Below are 6582 nucleotides of genomic sequence, written 5' to 3' on the forward strand. Positions count from 1 at the left end.
ATCACTAATATACTTTTAGTAAAAAGTGTTTATATTATTGTTTTTAAAAAAAATCAATTTTTACTTTAGCATAAAGCTATTGTTTTAAATGGTTTTAAAAGATTTTCACAAAATAGACACATTTTTGTTGACGTATTGTGAACAACGGTATAGTATGTGTATATTAAGTTTACTTGTTACAATTAGTAACCTGGTGATTTAAAAAGGGAGGTATTAAGAATAAGTATTTTAAAAAATAAAGCGGCACATTTAGTAGATTGACTAATAGATTAGTGATCAAAATGTAAATTCCACATAATCAAGGAGGGTTAAAAATGACACAAATCAATCGTGAACAATTAAAAGCAGCTGGTTTTAGCGAAGACGTGTTGCCGCCGAAGCCAGAAGATAGAAATTGGAAGATCGGAAATTATGCAACAATATGGATGGGATCCGTTCACAATATCCCTAACTATATTGCCATTGGTGGACTTTTTGCCTTAGGGATGTCAGCAGGACAAGTATTCGCCGCAATTATATTTGCGTCAATCATACTAGCAGCAGCACTGGTTTTTAACGGTCATGCTGGATCAAAATACGGGTTACCATTCTCAATGTTCTTACGCACATCGTTTGGTACTAAGGGTGCCATGATTGCAGGTGTGCTAAGAGGTGTTATTAGCGCAATCATGTGGTTTGGATTTCAAACATATGCAGGAAGTCAAGCGTTATCAATTCTAATCGGAAAGCTTTGGCCAACGTATTTAACGTTAGGCGGGGATTGGAATCTTTTAGGATTGTCGTTGCCAGCGTTAATTTCGTTTCTATTATTCTGGTTATTCAATGTTGCTTTAATTTATGGAGGAATGGGGTTATTAAGTAAATTTACAAATATCCTTTCTCCACTTGTTTATATAGTTTTTGGCGGTATGGCGATTTGGGCAATTAAATTAGCTGGCGGCGTTGGCCCGATCTTAGCTTATACAGGTGCAGGAGTCAGCGGAAACAAAGTAATTGTCTTTTTAGCAGCTATTACTGTAATAATTGCTGCTTGGGCAGCTCCAATTGTAAATGTATCTGACTTCACAAGATTGGCTCGCTCTACGAAGGATCAGGCTATTGGCCAAACATTAGGTTTAGTTGTGACCTATTTATTGTTTGCCATCGCAAGTATTTCGATTATTGTAGGCTCTGAAATTGCCTTTGGTACACCAATTTGGAATGTACTTGATGTAGTTGCCCGATTTGATAGTTCTTTTGCAATAGCAATATCTGTTCTTACACTAGCTTTAACAACATTATCGGTGAACGTAACAGGTAATATTGTTCCTGCAGGTTACCAACTAGCATCACTATTCCCGAAAAAACTAACTTTTAAGTCGGGAGCAACAATCGCGGCTGTATTAGGAATTGTTGTCATGCCTTGGAAACTTATGGAGAACGCGACAAGTATTTTTACATTCTTAAATATGATCGGCGGCCTATTAGCTCCAATCACGGGTATCATGCTAGCTCATTATTTTGTAGTTACAAAAACAGAAATAGACTTGAGCGAATTGTATTCCAAAAACGGTAAATACAATTATAAAAATGGTTTTAATGTGAACGCCATTATTACATTAACTGTTGCTGGCGTGCTTTCCTTAATCGGGAATTTCGTTCCAATCTTTAAACCGCTTTCTGATATTTCGTGGTTTGTAGGAATTATTTCTGCTTTTATTATTTACGCTTTACTTGAGTTACCTAATAGTAAAGCTGTTAAGTTTTCGAAACAGATGAAATTGAATGAAGAAAAGTAGCTAGAAATAAGGGTTTATCTATATAAACTAGGGTGTTAGCGGCAATTTTTAAAGAAATGCGGCTAGGGGAATGTCAAAAAATAGGCTATTTTGACGGTGGGTATAAATTTTATTTTTATCGAAAGGGGTTTTTATAATGACATTTGATTTACTAATTAAAGGTGGAAATGTTGTCTTCCGGGATGGTGTTCGTAAAGTTGATATTGGCATAAAAAACGAAAAAATTTCATGCATTGCGGAGCAAATTACTGAAGATGCAAAAGAAATTATTGAAGCGAATGGACAGTATGTCATGCCAGGAATGATTGATACCCATGTTCACATCAGTGAACCAGGCCGTACAGAATGGGAAGGCTTTGAAACAGGATCGAAAGCATTAGCGGCAGGTGGAACGACAAGTTACGTGGAGATGCCATTAAACGCACTCCCGGCAACAATTAATAAAGAGGCTCTAGACTTAAAGCTTGAAGCTGCAAGCAACCAAAACTATGTTGATTATGCTTTCTATGGCGGTCTCGTGCCAGAGAACCTAGACGAGTTGGAAGAACTAGCAGATGCAGGTGTTCTTGCCTTTAAATGCTTCTTATCTGATATCACGAGCGATGTTCCTGGAGATTTCACGAATGTGGATGATTACACATTATATAAAGGTATGGAAAAATTAGCGGAATTAGATCAGTTGCTATGCATTCACGCGGAAAATCCATCGGTTACATCTGGGCTTGCTAAAGAATTTGCTAAAGCAGGCAAGAATTCTGGAGTAGAATATGCGGAATCACGCCCTGTTTTTACAGAAGTGGAAGCTGTTCAGCGTGCGATCCTTTTTGCTAAAGAAACTGGTTGTAAATTACATTTAGTTCACATTAGTACTTCAGAGGCTGTTCAAGCTATTTTACAAGCTCGTAGAGAAGGTGTAGATGTAACAGTTGAATCTTGCCCACACTATTTTGCCTTTACTGCCGAACAAGTTGATGAAATTGGTCCTAGAGCAAAATGTCAGCCTCCAATTAGAAAAGCAGAAGAACAAGCAAAATTATGGGACGAGCTTCTTAACGGGAATATCGACTGGCTAACATCTGACCATTCGCCTTGTACTGAGGACTTAAAGCAAGGAAATCTTTGGGAAGCATGGGGCGGAATTAGCGGAGCTCAAAATAATGTTGACCTAATGTTTGATTTAGCTGTAAAACAACGTGGATTACCAGTACAGAAGTTTGTTGATTTAATTGCTACTAATCCGGCTGAACGATTCAATTTGTCAAATAAAGGTGAAATTGCCGTTTCGAAAGATGCGGATATTATTTTGGTGGATCCTAACCAATCATATGTTGTTAAAAGAGAAGACCTTTACTACAAAAACAAACATAGTGCATATGAAGGCAGAAAAATTGACTGTCGTGTAACAAAAACAATTGTTCGCGGAAACGTCGTTTTCGATTTAGAAAAAGGGATTGTAGGAGCTCCTGTAGGTAAGCTTATTTCTGCTAAATAATTAATCCAAGGGATCAATAAAAAATTTTTACCCTTGCTGAAAAATCGGCAAGGGTAATGGGAAAAATGGGGGAAAGAAACATGGTTAAATACGATTTAATTATTAAAAACGGGACAATCGTTACTGCAGATTCAATTGTTCAAGGGGATATAGGAATTAAGGAAGGGAAAATTAAGGAAGTCTCAATTGGCAAGTCAATAGAGGCAACAGCAGTTAATGAGATTGACGCACAAGGACTTCATATCCTGCCAGGTTTAATTGACACACATGTCCATTTTAACGAACCAGGCAGAACAGAGTGGGAAGGACTAGAGACAGGAAGCAGAAGCTTAGCTGCCGGAGGAGTTACAACATTCTTTGATATGCCGTTGAATAGTACGCCTCCGACAATTAATAAAGCAAATTTAGAGCTGAAGAGCACTGCTGCCGCTGAAAAGTCAATCGTTAATCCTCGTTTCTGGGGCGGACTTGTACCAGAAAATATTGACGATTTAAAAGATCTTCATGAAAATGGCGTAATCGGATTTAAGGCATTTATGTCACCAAGTGGAATTGTGGATTTCAATAATGTTGATGATGAAACCATTTATAAGGGGATGAAAGAGATTGCATCCTTGGGATCCCTTCTTGCTGTTCATGCAGAGAGTACAGTTATTACTGAACAGCTTGCACAAGAAAAACAAAGTCAAGGAAAAACAACAGCAAGAGATTTTGTTGAATCGCGACCGATTATTTCTGAAATTGAAGCAGTTAGAAGAATTATTTCCTATTCAGAAGCAACTGGATGTAAACTTCATATTGTCCATGCAAGCAGCAGAAAAGTAGTCGAAGTGATTAACGATGCAAAACAAAGAGGCGTAAATGTAACAGTTGAAACATGCCCGCATTATTTATCGTTGACAGTAAAAGATTTAGAGGAAAAAAGAGCATTGGCGAAATGTGCACCTCCATTGAGAGATGAAGAAGAAGTTGAAGATTTATGGACGGCAGTTGCTAACGGAGAAATTAACGTCATCGCATCTGATCATTCGCCAGCACCGGCATCTATGAAAACAATTACAGACAACTTTTTTGAAGGATGGGGAGGTATTTCTGGAGCTCAGTCTACATTGAATATCATGTTGACTGAAGGGCATTTTAAACGAAATCTCCCATTAGAAAAAATTGTAGAATTAACTGCTGCAAACCCAGCAAAATTGTTCGGACTTTCAACTAAAGGAACAATTGCAGTTGATTATGATGCGGATTTGGCAATTGTCAATTTGAATGAAAGCTTTGAACTAAAGAAGGAAGATTTGTTTTACCGTCATCAGCACTCACCTTATGTAGGTATGACATTTAAAGGGAAAGTGAAGACAACAATTGTTGGTGGTAAAGTAGTGTTCGAAAATGGCGAACCAATAAAAAAATAAAAATGTAGGGGAATGGTTTTTTATAACTTAACTCCTCTGCAGTAATAATTAAAATGAAGGGGAGTTGTTTTTATGGCACCAATGGCAATACATCATGAAGGGCAAAAGAGCAAGAAATTTATGATTCCATATTGGTGGAAAGTAGTTTTTGCATTCACGTTAGGATGGATGTTCATCAATGCAAATAAATATTTTTTGAATCCTATTTTAGGGAATATTGGCTTAGAGTATAACCTGAATAACAGCCAGCTTGGGCTGGTCAATAGTATTTTCTTTCTGACTTACACGATCGCTCAAATTCCTGCAGGAGCTTTCAGTGATAAATTTGGCAGGAAAAAGTTGCTCGCCATCGGGTTTATTTTATATGGGGTTTTGACAGGCATCAGTGGCCTCATGGCTGGCTTCACAGGCTTTTTGGTAGCTCGTGCTATTGCAGGACTTTCTTCAGCAACATATTATGGTCCCCAATTTGCCCTATCATCTGAAGCAATTCCAGAAAAACGCAGAACTGTAGGCAGTGCAATTATTAACAGCGGATCAGGGTTAGGGGTTGCTTTAGGTTTTATCTTATCTAGCACATTAGTTTTAGAAAAGGGTATGAGTTGGAGCGTTCCATTTTATATCTTCGGTGTGCTTACGGTTCTAGTCGGAATCCTTATTTCGGTATTAGTAAAAGAAAAAAATCCAGATAAGGCATCGAATGAAAGTAAATTACTAGAGAAGTCGCCTAATAAAGGAGAAAAAGTTTCGGTTTTATCTTTACTTAAAAACCGTAATCTCTTAATTACCTTTCTAGTCTTATTTTGTTCTATTTACGGCTTTACAGTCGTTGTCACATGGTTGCCGAAGTTTTTGGAAACCGAAAGAGGTTTCCACGGCAGTCAAGTTGGTTTGATATCGGCCCTAGTTCCATTAGCTTCGATACCAGGGGCGCTTATCGCAAGTTATATTTCGGATCGCTTAGGCAGGAAGAAGCCTTTCGCATTTGTGCTGATTCCAATTGCAGCGATTGCATTATGGGCAACTGTCTATGTTCATGATACCGCATTATTGATCACAGCATTATTGGTTTATGGATTTTTTGGTAAGATTGCGCTAGATCCGCTTCTGATAGCATCAGTTTCCGAAAATGTTGATAAATCAGCGTATGGGCTTGCCTTCAGTCTCTTTAATTTTATGGGTATGATGTCGTCGATTATCGCCCCTTGGTTTGTTGGGTTTCTTGCTGATAAAACAGGCAGCATGGCTACGGGATTTTACTCAGCGGTCATTGTTCTTGCGGTAGGGTTCGTGCTAATGATGTTCTTTAAAGAAGGGACAAAAGTAAAAGAATCGGTTGAATAGAGATGAATATTAAAAAAGGGGTTATAACAGGTGTAAATTCACTGTTATAGCCCCTTTTGTTTTGGAGGAAATGGTGATGAAGCATTTGATAAGGAAAGATTGCAACAACGATTATAGCCATTTTTCAGCCCAATTTTCAATTGTTTGAAGTGCTTTTCCCAATTCAGTACCCTTTCTAGTTAAGGAGTATTCTGTCCTAACAGGGCGGTCAGTGATCACATTCCTAATCACGAGTCCATCTTCTTCAAGTTCTTTCATGCGCTCATTTAGCACGCGTTTACTTAAATCAGGAATATAGGCGTGTATTTCACTAAATCTTTTTGGTTCATCCATAAGTGTATGGATAATAAGTCCTATCCATTTTTTGCTAATTAGGTGATATGAATGCTCAACTTTATCACATAATTGCTTTTGATTTGCATGCTCAATCATTAATTTCACCTCCAGAATAAAGTATAGTTGTATATTATTAATAACCAGAGTTATAATGTTATCTTTATCAAATTTTATCATATATTTCCTTGATTATAAAGTAAATATATGTATTTATTATACG

Annotated in this window: 5 protein-coding genes; 4 read left to right on the forward strand and 1 reads right to left on the reverse strand. The window is 37.4% G+C overall.

Going from position 1 to position 6582, the window contains the following annotated elements; translation table 11 throughout:
• Positions 1–314: 314 nt before the first annotated feature.
• The 4 genes from allW to V7164_RS24090 all read left to right on the forward strand — a co-directional run bounded on the left by allW (position 315) and on the right by V7164_RS24090 (position 6026).
• The gene (allW, locus tag V7164_RS24075; protein ID WP_335348147.1) at positions 315–1778 is read left to right on the forward strand and encodes an allantoin permease; all 1464 of its coding nucleotides are present in this window, start codon (positions 315–317) and stop codon (positions 1776–1778) included.
• A 136-nt stretch (positions 1779–1914) separates the two neighbouring features.
• Positions 1915–3270 carry an allantoinase AllB gene (gene allB, locus V7164_RS24080; protein WP_335355473.1) on the forward strand — a complete coding sequence of 452 codons (1356 nt, stop codon included), beginning with the start codon at positions 1915–1917 and terminating at the stop codon, positions 3268–3270.
• Positions 3271–3350: 80 nt separating this feature from the next.
• Positions 3351–4682 (forward strand): allantoinase, encoded by a 1332-nt coding sequence (locus tag V7164_RS24085; protein ID WP_335355474.1) that lies wholly within the window; start codon positions 3351–3353, stop codon positions 4680–4682.
• Between the two features lie 72 nt (positions 4683–4754).
• The gene (locus tag V7164_RS24090) at positions 4755–6026 is read left to right on the forward strand and encodes an MFS transporter (RefSeq protein ID WP_335344601.1); all 1272 of its coding nucleotides are present in this window, start codon (positions 4755–4757) and stop codon (positions 6024–6026) included.
• A gap of 111 nt (positions 6027–6137) precedes the next feature.
• Here V7164_RS24090 and V7164_RS24095 read toward each other — a convergent pair whose 3' ends face one another.
• The gene (locus V7164_RS24095; RefSeq protein ID WP_335344600.1) at positions 6138–6458 is read right to left on the reverse strand and encodes a winged helix-turn-helix transcriptional regulator; all 321 of its coding nucleotides are present in this window, start codon (positions 6456–6458) and stop codon (positions 6138–6140) included.
• Between the last annotated feature and the right edge of the window lie 124 nt (positions 6459–6582).

The sequence above is a fragment of the Bacillus sp. JJ1474 genome, assembly GCF_036965225.1.
GTDB lineage: Bacteria > Bacillota > Bacilli > Bacillales > Cytobacillaceae > Cytobacillus.